Below are 293 nucleotides of genomic sequence, written 5' to 3'. Positions count from 1 at the left end.
TTCGATCCACAGGCTCTTACGAGCCTGACCATTATAGAAGATAAAGATACATGGGATAAGACTGTTTCGATCCACAGGCTCTTACGAGCCTGACCTGAAACAAAGATACTGACGCACTTCTATACAAGGGTTTCGATCCACAGGCTCTTACGAGCCTGACCAGCCATCACCTCTTAAAAACTTTGTGTCTTCCCTGTTTCGATCCACAGGCTCTTACGAGCCTGACCTTCGAAGAATAAAAATTTTGTATGAAGATTTAAAGGTTTCGATCCACAGGCTCTTACGAGCCTGAC

The organism is [Clostridium] symbiosum ATCC 14940, assembly GCF_000466485.1.
Classification (GTDB): Bacteria; Bacillota; Clostridia; order Lachnospirales; family Lachnospiraceae; genus Otoolea; species Otoolea symbiosa.
Note: the sequence above shows the minus strand (reverse complement) of the source record.